This window comes from Streptomyces sp. KM273126, assembly GCF_004337435.2.
GTDB lineage: Bacteria > Actinomycetota > Actinomycetes > Streptomycetales > Streptomycetaceae > Streptomyces > Streptomyces acidicola.
In genome coordinates this window covers 1,911,717-1,927,168 of record NZ_SJXB02000001.1, presented here as the reverse complement: position 1 = coordinate 1,927,168, position 15,452 = coordinate 1,911,717, and the positions used below count along the sequence as shown (strand labels likewise).

At 70.4% G+C, this 15,452-nt stretch carries 9 protein-coding genes, 2 tRNA genes and 2 pseudogenes; 3 read left to right on the top strand and 10 right to left on the bottom strand.

Going from position 1 to position 15,452, the window contains the following annotated elements; genetic code table 11:
- Positions 1-351: 351 nt before the first annotated feature.
- Positions 352-867: a subtilase-type protease inhibitor gene (locus tag E0500_RS08285; RefSeq protein ID WP_258572677.1), complete on the bottom strand. Its 516-nt coding sequence runs from the start codon at positions 865-867 to the stop codon at positions 352-354.
- Between the two features lie 331 nt (positions 868-1,198).
- Here E0500_RS08285 and E0500_RS08280 point away from each other — a divergent pair.
- Positions 1,199-1,289 (top strand) — tRNA-Ser (locus E0500_RS08280).
- Positions 1,290-1,509: 220 nt separating this feature from the next.
- Positions 1,510-1,582 (top strand) — tRNA-Arg (locus tag E0500_RS08275).
- Between the two features lie 91 nt (positions 1,583-1,673).
- On the opposite strand, the gene E0500_RS08270 is transcribed toward E0500_RS08275, so the two are convergent.
- The 3 genes and pseudogenes from E0500_RS08270 to E0500_RS08260 form a co-directional block, all read right to left on the bottom strand.
- Positions 1,674-2,462 (bottom strand): site-specific integrase, encoded by a 789-nt coding sequence (locus E0500_RS08270; protein WP_309504993.1) that lies wholly within the window; start codon positions 2,460-2,462, stop codon positions 1,674-1,676.
- A 410-nt stretch (positions 2,463-2,872) separates the two neighbouring features.
- Positions 2,873-3,070 carry a helix-turn-helix domain-containing protein gene (locus E0500_RS08265; protein WP_131569951.1) on the bottom strand — a complete coding sequence of 66 codons (198 nt, stop codon included), beginning with the start codon at positions 3,068-3,070 and terminating at the stop codon, positions 2,873-2,875.
- A pseudogene (locus tag E0500_RS08260) lies at positions 3,067-4,240 on the bottom strand (replication initiator); the annotation flags it as partial. The pseudogene E0500_RS08260 and the gene E0500_RS08265, both read right to left, overlap by 4 nt.
- A gap of 147 nt (positions 4,241-4,387) precedes the next feature.
- Here E0500_RS08260 and E0500_RS08255 point away from each other — a divergent pair.
- Positions 4,388-4,654 carry a hypothetical protein gene (locus tag E0500_RS08255; protein WP_131569953.1) on the top strand — a complete coding sequence of 89 codons (267 nt, stop codon included), beginning with the start codon at positions 4,388-4,390 and terminating at the stop codon, positions 4,652-4,654.
- A 689-nt stretch (positions 4,655-5,343) separates the two neighbouring features.
- Here E0500_RS08255 and E0500_RS08250 read toward each other — a convergent pair.
- The 6 genes and pseudogenes from E0500_RS08250 to E0500_RS08230 all read right to left on the bottom strand — a co-directional run bounded on the left by E0500_RS08250 (position 5,344) and on the right by E0500_RS08230 (position 15,011).
- Positions 5,344-6,680 (bottom strand): annotated as a pseudogene (locus tag E0500_RS08250) (cryptochrome/photolyase family protein).
- Between the two features lie 14 nt (positions 6,681-6,694).
- Positions 6,695-8,215: an SDR family oxidoreductase gene (locus tag E0500_RS08245; RefSeq protein WP_165935188.1), complete on the bottom strand. Its 1,521-nt coding sequence runs from the start codon at positions 8,213-8,215 to the stop codon at positions 6,695-6,697.
- A gap of 263 nt (positions 8,216-8,478) precedes the next feature.
- On the bottom strand, positions 8,479-9,267 hold the full coding sequence (locus tag E0500_RS08240; protein WP_131569959.1) for an Fpg/Nei family DNA glycosylase: 789 nt from the start codon (positions 9,265-9,267) through the stop codon (positions 8,479-8,481).
- A gap of 627 nt (positions 9,268-9,894) precedes the next feature.
- Entirely contained in the window at positions 9,895-11,313 is a 1,419-nt protein-coding gene (locus tag E0500_RS08235; RefSeq protein ID WP_258572674.1) for a zinc ribbon domain-containing protein, read from the bottom strand.
- Between the two features lie 42 nt (positions 11,314-11,355).
- Positions 11,356-11,571 (bottom strand): hypothetical protein, encoded by a 216-nt coding sequence (locus tag E0500_RS43065; protein WP_220140444.1) that lies wholly within the window; start codon positions 11,569-11,571, stop codon positions 11,356-11,358.
- Positions 11,572-11,981: 410 nt separating this feature from the next.
- Positions 11,982-15,011, bottom strand: a complete 3,030-nt coding sequence (locus E0500_RS08230) for a SpoIIE family protein phosphatase (protein ID WP_181586914.1) — start codon at positions 15,009-15,011, stop codon at positions 11,982-11,984.
- Positions 15,012-15,452: the final 441 nt, after the last annotated feature.

Sequence of the window (15,452 nt, the reverse complement as noted above, 5' to 3'; positions counted from 1 at the left end):
CGGGCCATCTTGCCAACCGGCTCGCAGCGTGTCACGCGAGGGAGTCTACGGGCAGTGGTTGCGCTCGCGACGCCGGATGAGAGGGAGGTCGCACGTGGATCTTTATGGGGATCTGCGGCGGACCTGTGACCGTGCGTTTCGCCCTGCGGGGCACGATGATCCGTTTCGCGAAGCCGGGGCACCGGGTGGCTGACCGCACATATGTACGGCGCAAGACGGCTCGGTGGCCGACCTTTCCGTACTCGACCCCGTACTCGACTCCGTACTCGGCCACTTGCCGTACCCCACCGTTTGCCGTACTCCGCCCTCCGCTTCCGCCCCCTTGGCGCGGCTACCCGGACTGCCTCTGCCCTACTTGCCGCGGCTGAGGTCGGGAAGCACGGGGATGAGCGCGTCCCACCGGGCGATCTCGCAGCCGTTCCCGCGGTCGAAGCGGGAGTCGACGGGGCGGCCGGCCCAGGTGCCGGTGACGTGGGCGGTGGCCGGACCGCCGTACTGCATCGTGCACACGGTGCCGGGCGCCACGGGGGCGAAGGGGTCCCGTCCCCAGGTCGTGCTCCCGTCGAGCTTCCCGCAGGCGGCCCGGGCGTCGGGGTGGCTCCCGCCGTCCGGGTGGCACTCCAGCTTGTACGTCCCGTCGGCGGCACCGCCGGCGCCCTCGACCGTGACGGTCAGCCGATCTCCGGGAGCCGGTGGGGGTACGGGTGCCGGTACCGGTGCCGGCAGGGGCCTCGGCGCACCGCTCTCGGCGTACGCCGCCGGGGGCACGGAGGTCAGACCGGTGATCGCTCCGAGGACGGCGGCTCCGAGGAGGAACCGGCGCAGGGCGGCGGGGCGACGGGGAGGAAAGGAAGAGGGGCGCACCATGACCTGCCTAACGCCGGCGGACGCGCGCGGTTGCGCCACCGGCTTCCCGGCTTCCCGGCTTCCCGGCCTCCCGCGGCCTGGAGGGCTTCCCGGCTTCCCGGCTTTCGGGCTTTCGGGCTTCCGGGCCCTGGGCTCTCCAGGTCCCCTCAGGCACTCAGGGCCCGGCAAAGCCCGGGAGATCATCCGCGACGAAAACCCCGAGCCGCCGGACCGCCATACGGCTTTGCCCTGCGGCCTCTCCGCCTAGTACCGTGGGGGGCGATTGGTGACACCCCGCTCGGCTGTGTCATCATCTGCACACGCCACTCGCGCTCGCGCGGGCGGCTGTGATGGAGGCGTCGCCTAGTCCGGTCTATGGCGCCGCACTGCTAATGCGGTTTGGGCCTTAAAGCCCATCGAGGGTTCAAATCCCTCCGCCTCCGCACCTGCTCCCGAAGCCCCGGTCTCCGACGACCGGGGCTTCGGCCGTTCCGGGGGTCGTATCCGGGGCGCGTACGAGGCCCGCCATGGGTCGTTTTCGCAGGTCAGGTCAGGTGCGGCAAACGGATTTCGCCTCACGCTGCCAGTCATGTAATGTTGTTCCCGCAACGCCGACCGGGCCGAAAAGCCCGGAAGGAAGAGCCAACACAACAGAACACACAAGCACTCGTAGCTTAACGGATAGAGCATCTGACTACGGATCAGAAGGTTGCAGGTTCGAATCCTGCCGAGTGCACAGCAGACCAGAGGCCCTGTGGAGTGATCCACAGGGCCTCTGGCTTATGCCTTGACGGCAGTGTTTGACGGCAACCGCATTCGGGGGCGGATCAGACGGCTACGAGGACACCGGCCGCGCCGTCGTCATCGTCCGGATCATTGCCGTCACCCCTCAGCGCGTCGCCGACACGATCGAAGGCAGAGCGCTGGGAGTCGAGCCGGACGAAGGTGTAGATGTCCATGGTCACTCGGATCGAGCTGTGGCCGAGGACTTCCATGATCATGCGGGCGTCGGCGCCCCGTTCGTGAAGCAGGGACGCGCAGGTGTGGCGCAGGTCGTGGAAACGAACCTTGCGGACGCCGGCGCGGACGCAGAGCGCTTCGAAGGACCGGTTCAGGTTGCGCGGCTCGATGGGGGTCCCGTTCTTCGTGGTGAAGACGAGGCCGTGGGCCGTCCCCTTCCAGTTCGCGCCAGCGGCCTTACGGTCGGCGATCTGCTGGGCACGCTGAGCACAGAGTGCGGTCACGCACTCGGGCGGCAGGGCCACGCGGCGAGCCGAGCGCTGCGTTTTCGGCGCGACGATCAGCAGTTCGCCGCCGACCCGCTGTAGAGCCTGCCGGACGGTGAGGACCCCCTCGGGGAGATCCACATCCGACCAGCGCAGCCCCAGCAGTTCACCACGCCGCAGGCCGATGCGGACCGCCAGTTCGTACGCGGTCCACAGACGGTTGTCTCGGGCCGCCGCCAGGAGCTGACACCCCTCCTTGGCGGTGAGCGGTTCGATCTCGCGCTTCGTGCCCATGCTCAGCTCCACGTTCCGGGCCACGTTCCGGGGCAACTCGTCCTCCCGTACGGCGTGCTGGAGGGCGGCACGGAGGATCACCAGCAGGAAGCGCACGGTCCGATCGGACGGGAGCTTCTTGCAGCACTTGCGGAGGGCGCAGCAGCGCCGCTTGTGCTCCGGTCGCTTCTTGTCCTTGCCCTGAGCGCAGCACGGCCGTCTTGGCCAGGAAGGCCCGGATGTCGCGGGCGGTGAGCCGCACCAGCTTCTTCTTGCCGAACTCCGGGGTGACGTAGTTGCGCACCAGCGACTCGTAGTTGACGAATGTGGTCCTGCGGACCTTGCCCTTGGCGAGAGTCGGCCTTGAGCGGTCAGCTTCTCGTGCGCTTCGTCCCAGGTCTTGCCGTAGACGCTGCGCCGCTTGTACGTGCCGTTCGTCGCCAGTACGTACGCAATTCCCTCCCAACGACCGTCCTCGCGCTCGTAGATGGTGCCCTCGTTGTTGGGGTTCTTCTTCGGCTTGGCCATCAGGCGGCTTCCTGTTCGGCCTGGAGGGATATGTAGTCGTGCACGGCGACTTCGCTGATGCGGCGGCAGCGGCCGATCTTGAAGGAGGCGAGGTCGCGGGAGCGGATCAGGTCGTGGACCTTCCAGCGGCTGATGCCGAGACGCTCGGTGACCTGGTCCACGGTGACCTGGTCCACGGTGAGCACGGCCGTCGTCATGCGAGCACCAGTCCTTCCTGCTTGAGGCGTTGTGTGTGGGCTATGTCGTGGCGGACCTGGGCGGCGAGGAGTTCTTCGCCGGGGCGGTAGCCGCTGCTGAGGTAGGTCCACGCGGAGGCGGTGACGAGGGTGGTGTTCCCGTCGTTCGTGGGGAGGCCGGCGCGGGTGCGGGCGGCTTCGGCTTGGGCGAGGCGCCAGGCTCGGCGTACGTCGCGGAGTGCGCCGAGGGTGGTGGAGCAGGCGCGGGATTTGGTGGAGAAGCGGCCGCGGAAGCCGAGCATGTGGGCCCACTTCCAGAGCTTGAGGTGGGCGAACTCGGGGAGGTGGCCGAGGGCCCAGGCGGTACGGATCATCTGCCGTACGTGCAGGGCCTTGATGGGTTCGGCCTGCCCGGTGCCATGGCAGTTGGTGCAGCCGACAGCGAGGCGGGCGTCGCCGCGTGCATAGCCGCGTCCGGCGCAGGGGCGGCACATGAGGGTGCGGTCTACGGTGCCTGTGCCTTCGGCGTTTTTGGTGGCGTACTTGGCGATGTATCCGGCGACCTTGGCGTCGGTGAGTTCGCCGTCGCCCAGGGCCGAGACGGGGTCCACCTTGAACCGGCCGTCCCAGGCGATGACGCGTTCTCCGGTGGCGTCGGACTCGACGGTGAGCCGGGCACGCTTGACCGCCAGGCCCACGGCGACGCGGAGGGCGTCGAAGGTGGCCCAGGGCGGGGGCGGGGTGGTGTGGCCGTCGGGTCCGTCGAAGCGGATCACGGCGTGGAAGTGGACCAGGCACGCGCTTTTGATACTCGGCGACCTTGGCGAACGAGACGCGCAGGGATGCGTTCAGCGCCTTCTGCGTCATGCCGAGGTGTTCGGCCAGGGCGCGGCGCAGGTAGGTGGTGAAGCGCGCCTACAACTGCCCGGCGTGCGGGTTCCACAGCATGGCGCCCGTGTAGTCGTACGTGGCCGGGTCCAGCGGGGTGCCCAACGCCGGGTCGTCCTCGGCATGGTGGGTGCCGCAGCCGCAGCCGCAGCCGCAGCCGCAGCCGTAGCCGCAGGGGCGGGGCTTGCCCGCGTGATCGGTCTAGCAGTTGTGGACGGGACCGAACGAGGGGGCGGTGAGGGTGACGAACGCTTGGGAAGCTGCGGGCATTTGCGGCCAGTTCGAACGCTGACCAACGAGTCCTCTTGCCCGCTCAGTTCGTCCAGCAGCTTCGTGATTTGTACGGCCGTAGGAGTGATCAAAAGATGAATGACGTTACGCTCTGATCCCTTTTGTGCATGGTTCTCCAGGTATCTGCCCGATCCGGGGCACGGCAGCGAAGGAGAACATATGAGGACCGTCCAGAAGATTGCAGGGGTGGCCGTAGCCACCTGCGGAATCCTTCTCGCTGGCATCGGCGGGGCCAGCGCTGCCCCCAGTGGCGGGGGGGACAACATCCCCGTGCTCAGCAACATCCAGACGCTCAACTGGGACGATTCGCCCTTCTGCGGAATTCAGGTCAAGACCCAGCACAGCCAGCAGAAGACGTCCTGTCCGGTAGTGCACAACGAGGGCAGCACCAACAGCCCCGTCTACATCGTCACCTTCGGTGATTGATCTTTCATAGCGGTCCGGCGGTCCGGCGGTTCGTCCGTCGGACCGTTTGGCTTGTCGGGGCGTTGGCAGGCAGGTGAGTGATCCGGCTGTTGTATCGGGTGGGCTCTCAGGGTTTCGGCATGGTTCGGCCTCGCTGCGGTTCGTCATGCGGCGGTCAGTGAGGCACGCGGTTCGCGGAGCCGACCGCCCCAGCCACGACGTGTTCTGACCTCATGCCCGTGCTCCCGCCCGGAGGAGCGAAGCGACGACGACGGGTGCTTGAACCCGTAGAGAAAGTTGTACTTGCGGCCGTCCTGGGCTTGGGGTCCTGCGACGCTGTGAGTTCAGCGCTCACAACACGACCACTTTCACCAGTTCACATACGGTCGTTGCACGGCCGTCAGCGATCAGCCGGGAGGAAGGCGGAGCCCCCGCCCAACCGCCTGCCCGATCCTACGGATCAGAAGGTTGCAGGTTCGAATCCTGCCGAGTGCACACAGGCCAGAGGCTCCGGAGGGAATCCGGGGCCTCTGGTGTTTTCGCGTTCGTGCAGCGGCGATCTCATTGCAGACAGCGACCAATTGTGTATGCAAGGCCACGAAGTGGTAGTGAGCGGGCTCCTTCCGGGGGAGTACGGGGCGCTCCGCAGCAGGATGCGCCTCAATAGGGCTCGATAGGGCTCGATAGGGCTCAACAGCGCTCAACAGGCCTCAGGAGGTCGCCGTTTGCCTGGCTGAGGTGAAGCGGGCGGTGGCCGATGCCAGGTCCACGATCGGGGCGGGGTAGTCCCTGCCGGAGTGGGGGCGTCGACGGGGCGGAGTTCGGGTAGCCAGCGGTGTACGTACTCGTCGTGGGGGTCGAAGCGGCGTGCCTGGGTTAGTGGGTTGAGGACGCGGCCCGGGCGGGTGTCCGTGCCGGTGCCGGCCACCCATTGCCAGTTGAGCTGGTTGTTCGCGATGTCGCCGTCCACGAGCAGGTCCAGGAAGTGCCGGGCTCCCACCCGCCAGTCCACGTACAGCGTCTTGGTGAGGAAGCTTGCCGCGAGCAGGCGGGCGCGGCCCGGCATCCAGCCCTCGTGGCGCAGTTGCCGCATGGCCGCGTCGACGACGGGGTAGCCCGTGCGGCCCTCCTTCCAGGCCTCGATGTCCTTCGTGGCGTGGCGCCAGCGGTCGTGGCGGGGGCGGTAGTCGTGGTCGGCCGCGTCGGGGCGGGCCGCCAGGACCTGGTGGTGGAAGTCCCGCCAGGCCAGTTGGCGGACGAAGGCGTGCGCTCCGGGGTTGTCCTGTGCGCGGGCCCGGTGCAGCAGTTCGGTCGGTGAGAGGCAGCCGAAGTGCAGGTACGGGGAGAGCCGGGAGGTCGCGTCGGCGGCCAGGTCGTCGTGCCGGTCCTCGTACGCGGCCAGCGGGCCCGCCAGCCACGACCGCAGCGCGCGGCGGGCCTCGGATTCCCCGCCGGAGGGGAGAGCCGGCGACGTGGGTCCCGGTGCGAGGGATTGTGCGCGGGGTAGACCGGCCGAACGTACGTCCGGTACCCGTACCGCGTCCGGTGCCGGCAGGACGCGGCGTACGGAGAAGGTCTCCCAGCGGCGGAAGTACGGGGTGAAGACCGCGAAGTGGTCCTTGCCCGCAGGTGTGAGCGCCCCCGGTGGGACGGTGGTGAGCGAAGCGTCGTGGACGCGCAGTTCGCGTCCCTCGCCCGACAGTTCCGTACGCAGGCGGTTCTCGCGCCGGGTCGCGTAACGGCTCACCCCGCCCGCGAGGTGCACCGCCGCGGCCCCGGTCTGGGCCGCCACGCGGCAGGTCTCCTCGACCACGTCGCCCTCGCGCACCACCAGTCGGCCGCCCCGGGCACGCAGGGCCGCGTCGAGGTCGGCCAGGCTGTCGGCGAGGAATGCCGCCCGGTTGGGTACGACGAAGCCGGTGCGGCGGATGCCGGTGTCGACGACGAAGAGCGGGACCACGCGTTCGGCGTCCTTCAGGGCGGCCCACAGGACCGGGTTGTCGTGGACCCGCAGGTCCGCGGTGAACAGGGCTACCGAGACGCGCACGCTACCCCGCCCCCTCAGCGGGCACCCGGTGTGGCGGCCGGTTCGGGGGATGCCGACTCCGCCGCGACGGCGATGTTGCGGGCCATGCCGCCGAACACCGCTGCGTGGAAGGGAGCCACGCCCCACCAGTAGGCGTGCCCGGCAAACCCGTGCGGATGGAACAGGGCCCGCTGCCGGTACACCGTGCGCCCCTGCCGGTCCGAGTCGACGGTCATCTCCAGCCAGGCCAGGCCGGGCAGCCGCATCTCCGCGCGCAGCCGGAGCAGCCGGCCCGGCTCGATCTCCTCCACGCGCCAGAAGTCCAGGCTGTCGCCGATCCGCAGCCGGTTCGCGTCCCGGCGGCCCCTGCGCAGGCCCACAACGCCCACCAGCGTGTCCAGCCAGCCCCTCAGGGACCAGGCCAGCGGCGAGGAGTACCAGCCGTTCTCGCCGCCGATCCCCTCCACCACCCGCCACAGAGCCCCCGGCGACGCCGCGACCGTGCGCTCACGGTGATCGGTGTAGAGGGTTCCGCCGGCCCAGTCGGGGTCGGTCGGCAGCGGATCGCTGGGGGCGCGGGGAGTCGAGGCCGATGACCACCTGGTGGCAACGTCCGCGTCCTGGACGCGCCGGAGAGCCAGCCGGATCGCCCGGTCGAGGGTGACCGGTCCCTCCGGCGGGTCCGGCACGTGGCGGACGATGTCCCGCTCGGCGCAGATCACCTCGTACTTCAGTGACTCGACCAGCGGGCGTGCCAGGGAGCCCGGCACCGGGGTGACCAGACCGACCCAGAGGCTGGACAGCCGGGGGGTGAGCAGCGGCACGGGAAGGATGACACGTTTCGGCAGGCCGGCGACGGCCGCGTACCGCCGCATCATGTCCTGGTACGTGACGACGTCCGGCCCGCCGATGTCGTAGGCGCGGTTCACGTCGTACGGCAGCCGCGCGCACCCCACGAGCAGACGGAGCACGTCGCGGACGGCGATCGGCTGGATGCGGGTGCGCACCCAGCTCGGGGTCACCATCACGGGGAGCCGCTCGGTCAGGTGGCGCAGCATCTCGAACGACGCCGAGCCCGACCCGATGATCACGGCTGCCCGCAGTACGGCGGTGGGTACCCCCGAGGCCAGGAGGATGCGGCCCACTTCGGCACGCGAACGCAGATGGGGCGACAGCGCGTGCTCGGGCACTCCGGAAGGGGTCAGCCCGCCCAGATAGACGATCCGCCGGATTCCGGCGGCGCGCGCCTGCTCACCGAAGATCCTGGCCGCGCGCCGGTCGGTCTCCTCAAAGCCCCGCCCGGTGCTCAGCGCGTGCACCAGGTAGTACGCGACGTCCATCCCCTCCATCGCCGCGCGCACGGACGCCTCGTCCGTCACGTCCCCGCGCACGGCCTCCGCCCGCCCGGCCCACGGATGGTCCCGCAGCCTGCCCGGCGAGCGGGCCAGGCAGCGCACGGAGTGTCCGGCGGCCAGCAGTTCCGGCACCAGCCTGCCGCCCAGGTACCCGGTGGCACCGGTGACCAGACAGCGCAGCGGCCGGTCGGTACCGGTCATGTCACCTCCGGTCATGCCGGCTTCGGTCATGTCGCCTCCGGTCACGCCGGGTCCGGGCACCGTGTCCGGCACAGGCCGCGAGGCCGGTCCGCGCGCAACTCCATGTCGCTCCCGGGGCGGTGGTGCGGAACTCCTCAGCCCATGCTTGGGCGTGAGGTCGGGCGCCGCAACCGCTACGGCCGGTCCGGGCCGGTGCCTGTGCCATGCTCCCGGTGTACCTCCCGGAGTACTTCCGGTGTACCTCCCGGAGATCTGCCCGGGGCTCAGGACCCGTCCGGCTGGCACTGCGGGCACCACACCGTGCTGCGGCCCGCCATACGGGACCGGCGCAGGAGGGTGCGGCAGCGTGGGCAGGCCGGGGCGGGGTCGTCGCGGTGACCGGTGAGCCAGGAGTCCCGCGGCGGCACGCACCCGGCGGTGACCGCCGAGCGCAGGGTGCGGCGCATCCCTGTGTACAGGCGGCGGCGGTCGGCCTCGTTGAGATCGCTCGCCCGGACGGTGGGCCGCAGTCTCGCGCGCCACAGAACCTCGTCGGCCAGCAGATTGCCGAGTCCGGCCAGGACGCTCTGGTCGGTGAGGACTGTCTTGACCCTGCCGCGGTGTGAGGAGAGCGCGGCCTCGAACTCCGCACGGTCCACCGCCAACGCGTCGGGGCCCTGGCCCGCCAGCAGCCGTGCGGCCTCGGAGTCGTCGTCGGCCAGCCAGAGGCCCTGGAGCTTGCGCTGGTCGCGGTAGCGGAGCTGACGCCCGCCGCCCAGGGTGAACAGGACGCGGTCGTGGGCCTCGACCGCGTCGTCGGGACGGGCGCAGGCCAGCTGACCGGTCATCCCGAAGTGCAGCAGGAGCGTGGGCCCGCCCGTGCGGGCGAGCAGCCACTTCCCGTGCCGCTCCGGCTCGGTGAAACGCCGGCCCACCAGCGCGTCGCGCAGCCGCCGCGTGCTCGTGCCGTGCAGTACGCCCGTGTCGCGTACGTCGACGCGTTGGATGACCCTGCCCTTCGCGCAGGACTTGAGCACCTTCCGGAACCCCTCGACGTCTGGCAGCTCTGGCATGGAGGGTGTCCTTCAGTCGGGGACCCGTTCGAGCCGCTGTGCCGCAGGTCGAGGGTCGAGTGGTCGCACATGTCCGTCATGTCCATCACGTCCAATGGTGGCCTCCTCTGCGTGATGTCTCTCGCTGAGGCCCGTAGGCATCCCTCGCCGCGGCGATGACGTCCCCGCGTGTCCTGCGGGGTGACGTATCCGTCCCGGTGCAGCTGCTCGACGGCCATGTAGAGCGAGCTGTTGCGGTACTTGATGCTCTGTTGGAGGTTCCGCTCCTTCAGGAGCGTCTCTGATCAGTTTGGTGATCCCATGTCAGATGTGGTGTCTGGTGTGGGTTCTGCCCATCGTGGAGGGGTGGCGTGGGCGTGCAGGTGGAATCCCGCGCCCAGTGCTGCTCCTCGTGGCCGGTGTCGGCTGGATGGTGGTCCTCCCGAACGAAGTCCGGGGGAGGGTGTGCTGATCGTCGTCACGTCCTGGTGCCGGTGGGCTGCACGGGGCAGTGTCCTCCGGCCCGGTGGTGCGTGTCCCTCCGGACGCTTGCCCGCCGGACCCGAGGGGCCGGTGGGGGAGGGTGCCCCGCGTCGCCTGGGCGCGGGGCGTGTGGTTCGGCGCCGGGTGGGGCCGGTCTTGGACCGGTCAGCCCGGCTGGTCTCGGTGATGACCGCTGCGGTTTCGAGTGTGTCCACCACCGTGCGGATCACCATCTGCCCAGTGGCCCGGTCGGTGATGGTCTTGGCCTGATGCGTCAGGCCGCGTGCGGCGATGCTCCCCCAGAGGGGGCACCCCCAGCCAGGCGCCGCGGTCGCGGTCGCCCTGCCAGCCGCATCCTGCCCGGTCCGGGCAGATGGCCCATTTCCAGCCCGCCACGGTAGGCCGGTCGGGGGCTTTGCGGTGCCGCAAGGGGGTGAGGCACTGGGGGCAGTGCCTGGAGGTGTTGCGGGGCGGGACGGTGACGACGGCGATCCCGGCCTCGGCGGCCAGATGCCGGATGCGGTCGGCGATGTGCCCGCGCACGGTCTGGGACAAGCGGGTGTTGTGGGTACGGCCCATGCCGCCTGCTTCCATCGACCGCAGGTCTTCCAGGTAGATGACCGTGGCGTGTGCGGCGATGGCCTGGTCCACCGTCCAGCGGGCGGCAGCCCAGGCCAGGGCATCGTTGAGGTGCGACCCGCGGTCGGACACGAAGCGGATTTCGTCGCGCAGCACCTCGTGCTTGCCGGACAGCTCGTGCCGCGGGTCACCTGCGATGAGCCGCTCGATGTGGTCGGCCTTGGCGTGCAGGTGTTCCGACAGGCGCCGCAGGCGGTGCTGCCTGGCCAGGACACCGGCCGCCCGGAACTGGGCGCCGTGTCCGAGCGTGGTGATGTGCCCGTCGTCGTGCAGCCGGGCCGCACCTGCGCCGAGAAGGGTGTTCAGGCCCCAGTCCACGCCGAGGGCGACCGTGTGGCCGGTGCGGCCGGCCTTGGGGACGGCGTGGGTGTAGGCCAGATCGGCGCGCACCTTTCCGCCCGCAGGGCGGAGAGTGGGCAGGTGCAGCGCCGCACCGGCAGGGACCGTGGGCGGCAGCGTGATGGGGCAGGCCACCCACGTCCAGTCCCGGTAGGAGCGCGGGTCGGGCCGGGTGGGCAACTGCACACGCAGCAGCGCCCGCTGTGGGTTGTCCTCGCCGCGTTCGATGGTGGCCTGCTGCCCGTCACACGCCGACAGCAGCAGCATCCGTGCGGCCCGGGGCGGAGCCTCCAACTCGAACACAGCAGCCGGCAGACGGCCGTTCTTCGCGGCGAAGGCGGCGATCTGCCGTGTGCGGGAGTGGATCACACCCGAGGGGAGATACCGGCCGCCCGGGGCCGCCTCCCGCACCTGGTCCCACTCCTTGGGCGTGCGCTTGCCCGGATCGCACGGCCACGTCTCAAGGACCGCGGACGTCAGCCCGGCCCGCCAGCAGGCCGAGCGCAGAGCACGCCCGGCCTGCTCCTGGGCCATGCGCACGATCCGGTCGTTGACCATCACACCTGCGGCCGGACCGGCCGTCCAGCCCAGTCGGCGCAACGCCATCCACGCGTTCGACGGCAGCTTCCGCCCGCCCGCGTCCTCACCCTAGGCGAGTACGTCCACATCCGCGGCGTTCCAGTGCTCGGCCAGCAGTTCGCCAGCCATGCCGACCACCAGATCAGCGACCCAGCCGACCCTCTGTGCCAGCACCACGGCGGACAGCACCTCGCCCGTCCTCTCCACCACGCCCGCACGCAGCAGCCCGCGGGCACAGGCGGTCCGGGCCGTCTCATCCTCGCCGAGCGGCAGCTTCCGGCTCACCGCTCCCCCCCTTTCCTCGCCCGTGGTGCTGTCATCCGATCAACGACACTCCCGCGAAAAGGTCACCCATTCGAACCGCACACTCAGATACGACACCGACACCGACACCGGACACACGGCACGACGCCGACGGACGAACATCACTACGGATCCCAAAGGAAACACATGAGCCTGCCGCTCTCGTAGGATGCATCGGCCGCTGGACCAGGAAGGCAAGCACGGCGAGCGCGAGCGGGTGGCTCACCTTGCGGCGTTCCAGGTCCAGGGCCCTCCCGTCGTCGCCCCCCCCGTAATCCGCTTCGGAGGATCCGATTGAACCCGCCCGGAGGCGCCCCTGACCTGGCCCTGACGCGTCCCCGACTCAGCCGGGGCCACCCGGACCTCGGCCCGATTCGGGCCCTGACCCGCCCCTACTGCTCCTCGTCCCCGAGGGCGAGCGCGTCCAGGTCCGCGTCGATTCCGCCTGTGCCCAGGAACAGCAGCTCCAGGACGTCGGGCGACTCGTCCACGCGAGTGTTCGGGCCGTGGAGTGCCTGTTCGGTCCAGATGCACTTTCCGGTCGCCGTGTAGCGGGTGCCCCAGCGTTGCGAGAGTGCCGTGATCAGCTGTAGCCCGCGCCCGCCCTCGTCGGTGTCCGTGGCGCGGCGCATACGGGGCATCGTGAGGCTGCCGTCGAAGACCTCGCAGACCAGTTCGGCGCCGTGCAGCAGCCGCAGGCTGACCGGGCCCCTGGCGTGGCGTACGACGTTGCCGACCATTTCGCTGGCCAGCAGTTCCGTGATGGGGGTCAGTTCGTCCAGGCCCCAGACGGAGAGCTGCTCGCGGACGTGGCGGCGGGCCAGGCCGGCCGCCTTCGGGTCCTCGGCGAGCGGCCAGGAGGCCATCCTGTCCTCGGTCAGGGCGTGGAGGCGGGCGACGAGGAGCGCAGCGTCGTCGGCCGCCTGGTGCTCGGCGGGAAGCAGCCCCGCCGTGAGGGTGTCGCAGAGGCGCTCCAGATCCGCGCCGGTGCCGTCCTCGTGGGCGGTGCGCAGGAGCCGGGCCAGGTCCGCCATGCCCTGGTCGATCTCCCGTTTCGACGACTCGACGAGGCCGTCGGTGTAGAGCACGAGCAGACTTCCGTCGGGCACCGTCAGCTCGACCGTCTCGAACGGCGGCTCCGCCGCGCCGAGCGGCGGGTCGGTGGCCAGTTCCGGGAAGTGCACGGTGCCGTCGGGGTGCACCAGGGCCGGGGGCGGGTGTCCGGCGCGGGCGATGGAGCAGTTCTGGGTGGTGGAGTCGTAGAGCGCGTACAGGCAGGTGACGTACGACCCCTCGCCCATGTCGCCGACGATGTCGTTGAGGTGACTCATGATTTCGTCGGGCGGCAGTTCGAGGTCGGCGAGGGTGTGCACGGCGGTGCGCAGGCGGCCCATGGTGGCCGCTTCGGGCAGGCCGTGGCCCATGACGTCGCCGACGACGAGGGCGACCCGGCCGCTGGAGAGCGGGATGACGTCGTACCAGTCGCCGCCCACGTCCATGCCCTGCCCGGCGGGGAGGTAGCGGGCCGCGGCCACGCACGCGGGCAGGTCGGGGAGGCCGGTGGGGAGCAGGCTGCGCTGGAGTTCGCGGGACCGGGTGTGCTCGGCGTCGTAGAGCCGGGCCCGCTCCAGGGCCTGTGCGACGAGGGCGCTGATCGTGGTCAGCAGCGAGCGCTCGTCGGCGGTGAGCCGACGCGGACGGTCCCAGGACAAGACGCACACCCCGAACGTGTGGTCGGACACCGTCAGCGGCATGAACGCCCAGGCCTGCTTGTGGGCGATTCCGGGGAGGTCGGCGTGGTCGGGCGAGTACGCGACGTACTCCTGCGGCGAGGACAGGAACGCCGGTGCTCCGGACCGGATCACATTCCAGGACGGGCTGGTGCCCGCTGTGGAGCGGCTGTTCAAGAGGTCGAGGAAGTCGTCCGCGTAGCCGACGGCCCCGACACCGAGGAGCCGGTTCCCTTCGATGGCCTGCACCATGAGCCCGACGGCGTCGAACGGCGGCAGCACCCGCTGCGCGACCGCGTCCACCACGTCCCGTGAGGTCGTCGCCTTGGCGAGTGCCGCGGTCAGCTCCGCGATCCGGGTCGCACGCTCGGCCGCCGCCCGGTCGGCCGCCCGGCGCTCGTCCTCCAGGCGCCGCCTCTCGGTGACGTCGGTGGCGTAGAGGGTGAGGCCCGCCGGGCCCGGGACCAGCCGTAGGTGGTAGCGGCGCCCGTCATCCGGGCTGCGCACGTCGAAGCTGGTGGGCTTCTCCTCCGCCGCGGCCTTCCGGCAGAGGCTCTCCAGGCCCGGGACCTGCCGCGCGGCGGGCAGGTCCCACAGGACACGCCCGAACAGCTCCTCCTCGGAGGAGCCCAGCGCGCGCTCCGCCTCCACGTTGGCGAAGGTGATCCGCCAGTCGTCGTCCACCGCCAGGAAGCCGTCGCTCATGTGGCGCAGGGCGCGGCTGAGCGCGTCACGGGCGGTTCGGGGTTCGTTGCTGTCCCATCCCACGCCGATCAGCCGGAACGGTTCGCCGTTCTCGTCGTACGTGGCCCTGCCACGGGCCCGGGTCCAGCCCCATGTGCCGTCCAGTTTGCGCACCCGGTACTCGGCCTCGTACACGCCGTGGTCCCTGATCGCCTGCTGCACCGCCGCCAGCGTCGGGGCCAGGTCGTCGGGGTGGACGATGCGCATCCAGTCCTCGACCCGGCCGGTGAATTCGGACGGCCTGGTGCCGTAGAGCGCCAGAGCCGCCTCGTCCCAGATCAGCTCGCCGGACTGGATGTTCCAGTCCCAGGAGCCGACACTGACCTCCTTCAGCGCCTGCCGCAGGCGCTCGCCGAACAGATCCGTCTGTGTGGGGCCGGAGGGTGGCGGCGCCTGGGCCATGCGCTCCTCGGTCCAGGCGACGAGGGCCCGGAGGAAGTCCCACTGCTCCGGGCTGGGCTCGCCCCGGTCGCCCGTCAGGACCGTGAGCGCGCCGATGCCGCGGTCCCCGCTGAACACCGGGAGTGCGGCCAGGCCGGTGCCGGGCCACACGACGCCGCCCGCTGTTTCCGACGAAGGCCCGGCAGGCCGGGAAGGCCCGGTGTGATCGGCGGGCCCGGCAGGACCGACGCCCTCGGCAGGACCGACGCCCCCCGCCGGAACCGCGGGCCCGGCGGACGTGAACGGCACCCATACGCCACTGCCCTGCTCCAGGGCGCGGGCCGGGGCCAGCGGGCTCTCCTGGTCGACGATCTCCCAGGAGCGCGTGAGAACGGGAGGGAGGCCGGTCACCGACACCAGGCGCAGCGCGGACATGGGGCCGCGCAGGTGCATCGTTCCGCCCAGGGCACCCAGCTCCCCCACCGCATGCTGGAGCGCCAGCCGGAAGACCTCACTTTCCGCGAGACCTTGATCCACCGCACTGAGCAGGGCCAGCCGTGCGTTCATGCAGCAAATTTTAACGTTGTCGTATGTACTGATGCAGCGCGTCACCGGAATCTCGCCCTCAGTGCCTCACTGCACCCCACCGGGCCCAACACCCCGAGATCAAGCTCCTGTTACCGCACATCTCCCTGGATTTGCCATTACTTTGCTTTCGGGAATGATGCGCCGAATGCGGGACGGTCCGGGAGGCGCCTCCGCGGCCAGTTCTCCGGCAACGGGAGCGAGAACGCCGTCCGCCCCCCCTCGGTGGGTGCACGGGCGCGGACTTCTGATCACGGACGCTCACTCGCTCATGATCGTGAAGGCGTCACTCGCCCGTGATCGCGAACGTGCCACCCGCCCATGATCACGGACGCGCACCCACCCATCAGAAACACACAAAGACCGACGGAGACATTGCTTGGGTTCTGTTCGGGTTCTAGGGTGATGCGGGCTCAGCAGTCG

What these genes read in the sequence shown, in the direction of transcription:
- E0500_RS08285 (WP_258572677.1), bottom strand. Translation starts at nt 867, where the DNA reads ATGGTGCGCCCCTCTTCCTTTCCTCCCCGTCGCCCCGCCGCCCTGCGC.
- E0500_RS08265 (WP_131569951.1), bottom strand. Translation starts at nt 3,070, where the DNA reads ATGACGACGGCCGTGCTCACCGTGGACCAGGTCACCGTGGACCAGGTC.
- E0500_RS08255 (WP_131569953.1), top strand. Translation starts at nt 4,388, where the DNA reads ATGAGGACCGTCCAGAAGATTGCAGGGGTGGCCGTAGCCACCTGCGGA.
- E0500_RS08245 (WP_165935188.1), bottom strand. Translation starts at nt 8,215, where the DNA reads ATGACCGGTACCGACCGGCCGCTGCGCTGTCTGGTCACCGGTGCCACC.
- E0500_RS08240 (WP_131569959.1), bottom strand. Translation starts at nt 9,267, where the DNA reads ATGCCAGAGCTGCCAGACGTCGAGGGGTTCCGGAAGGTGCTCAAGTCC.
- E0500_RS08235 (WP_258572674.1), bottom strand. Translation starts at nt 11,313, where the DNA reads ATGGCGTTGCGCCGACTGGGCTGGACGGCCGGTCCGGCCGCAGGTGTG.
- E0500_RS08230 (WP_181586914.1), bottom strand. Translation starts at nt 15,011, where the DNA reads ATGAACGCACGGCTGGCCCTGCTCAGTGCGGTGGATCAAGGTCTCGCG.